Genomic DNA, 1,883 nt, shown 5'->3' with positions numbered 1-1,883 from the left:
GCACTACGAGGGCGCCGCGAACGCGACCCTCTGGCCGCTGTACCACGACCTGATCGCCCCGCCGACCTACGACCGCGGCTGGGGGGAGGTCCACCGGCACCTCAACGAGCGCGTCGCCGAGGCGACCGCGGAGATCGCGGCGAAGGGCGCGACGGTGTGGGTGCAGGACTACCAGCTCCAGCTCGTCCCGCGGCTGCTGCGCGAGCGGCGACCCGACCTGCGGATCGGCTTCTTCCTGCACATCCCGTTCCCGCCGGTCGAGCTGTTCCTGCAGCTGCCGTGGCGGACCGAGGTCGTCGAGGGTCTGCTCGGCGCCGCAGAGCCGGTACGCGAGCCAGCGGAAGTTGCGGGCCCCGCCAGGGGTGTGGAACCCGACGACGTCGGCGCCGAGCAGTCCCTCGACGACCTCGGTGCGCCACGGCAGCTGCAGGAACAGCTCGACCGGCGGGAAGGGGATGTGCAGGAAGAAGCCGATCCGCAGATCGGGGCGCCGCTCGCGCAGCATCCGCGGGACGAGCTGGAGCTGGTAGTCCTGCACCCACACCGTCGCGCCCTGCGCCGCGATCGCCGCCGTCGCCTCGGCGAAGCGCTCGTTGACGTGCCGGTGGACCTCCCACCAGCCGCGGTCGTAGGTCGGCGCGGCGATCAGGTCGTGGTACAGCGGCCAGAGGGTCGCGTTCGCGGCGCCCTCGTAGTGCGCGGCGACCTCGTCGGCCGACAGCGGTACCGGGTGCAGGGTCACGTCCTCCCCCACCGCCGCGTCGGCGAACGGCTCCGGGGCGGCGTCGGGCACGCCGGGCCAGCCCACCCAGGCCGCGCGCCGCCCGCGCAGGGCGGGGGCGAGGGCGGTGACGAGGCCCCCGGGCGCGGCCTGCCAGCGCTCCTCGCCGTCGTCCCCGGTCACGAGGTCCACGGGCAGGCGGTTGGCGACGACGACGAAATCCACGGTTCCGGGGCTCACGGCCCGCTGCTACCCGGGGCCCGTCCGGAGGGAACCGCCCCGTGGGGTTCGCCCGGGCCGACGCGGGGATATCCGGTGGTCTCCGACGAGAGGAGCTGCCACCGTGGCGCTCTCCGACACCTTTTCCCGTCTCTCCCGCAGGATCCGCGGTGAGGACGGCCCGCTCGAGGACCCGGTCGCCCGGCAGCCCTCGGAGTCCGACGTGGGCCAGGACCCCGCGGTGGCGAGCAGCCGGGCGGGCGGCGGGGGGCACGAGGACCACCCCGGGGACTCCGGGTCGGTGACCGGCACGGGCGACACCGACGTCTTCGTCGGGCGCGCCGCGGGCCTCGACGAGGGCTACGCCGGGGAGACGGGCGCCGAGGCCCGCCGGGAGCAGGAGCTGGAGAAGGAGCAGGACCGGTAGCGGCGCCCCCGCCCGGGGTGGTTCGTCCCGGGTCACACCGGAGGGTGCACTACGGTGTGTCGGTCCCGTTTCATCAGCGAGACGGACGTCCCAGACAGATCGTGAGCACGCCGGGGGCGGCCGATGGCGGGTGAGGACGTGGCGGAGGTCGGCGAGGCCCTGGGTCTCGGGGCCGTCGCTCTGACCGGAGCGCTGAGCGCCGACGCGGACGTCCTCGACCGGACGGTGCGCGCCGTCGTGCGCGCGGGCACGACGGTCCCGGGCGTCGACCACGTCGGCGTCGCGCTCGTGTCCCGCGGCTACGACCCGCAGCCCACGGGCGACCCGGTCGCCGACGAGCTCGACGCCGTGCAGGCCGCCCACCGGGAGGGTCCCGGCGTCGAGGTGGCGACCTCGGGCGGGCTCTGCCACGTGCCCGACCTGGCAGCCGTCGCGCACTGGCCCCACGTCGCCGAGGTCGCCGCCCGCCACGGCATCCGCGGCGTGCTCGCGGTGGCGCTGACGTCCCACGACGGG

General features: G+C 75.7%; 2 protein-coding genes and 2 pseudogenes. 3 read left to right on the top strand and 1 reads right to left on the bottom strand.

The features are described 5' to 3' along the window. Positions 1 to 37: 37 nt before the first annotated feature. Positions 38 to 256, top strand: a pseudogene (locus AC0CYZ_RS25300) (trehalose-6-phosphate synthase); the annotation flags it as partial. A 30-nt stretch (positions 257 to 286) separates the two neighbouring features. On the opposite strand, the pseudogene AC0CYZ_RS25295 reads toward AC0CYZ_RS25300, so the two are convergent. Further along, positions 287 to 961: pseudogene (locus AC0CYZ_RS25295) on the bottom strand (trehalose-6-phosphate synthase); the annotation flags it as partial. 103 nt (positions 962 to 1,064) lie between these two features. Between AC0CYZ_RS25295 and AC0CYZ_RS25290 the strand changes: the two are divergent. Together AC0CYZ_RS25290 and AC0CYZ_RS25285 are read left to right on the top strand one after the other, a co-directional pair. Further along, positions 1,065 to 1,367 carry a hypothetical protein gene (locus AC0CYZ_RS25290; RefSeq protein ID WP_472220474.1) on the top strand — a complete coding sequence of 101 codons (303 nt, stop codon included), beginning with the start codon at positions 1,065 to 1,067 and terminating at the stop codon, positions 1,365 to 1,367. Between the two features lie 123 nt (positions 1,368 to 1,490). Next, the coding region (locus AC0CYZ_RS25285; RefSeq protein WP_472220472.1) for a GAF domain-containing protein at positions 1,491 to 1,883 on the top strand (393 nt) is incomplete at its 3' end.

The organism is Actinomycetospora sp. (assembly GCF_055612215.1).
Note: the sequence above shows the minus strand (reverse complement) of the source record. Positions and strands in the feature narration are given on the sequence as shown.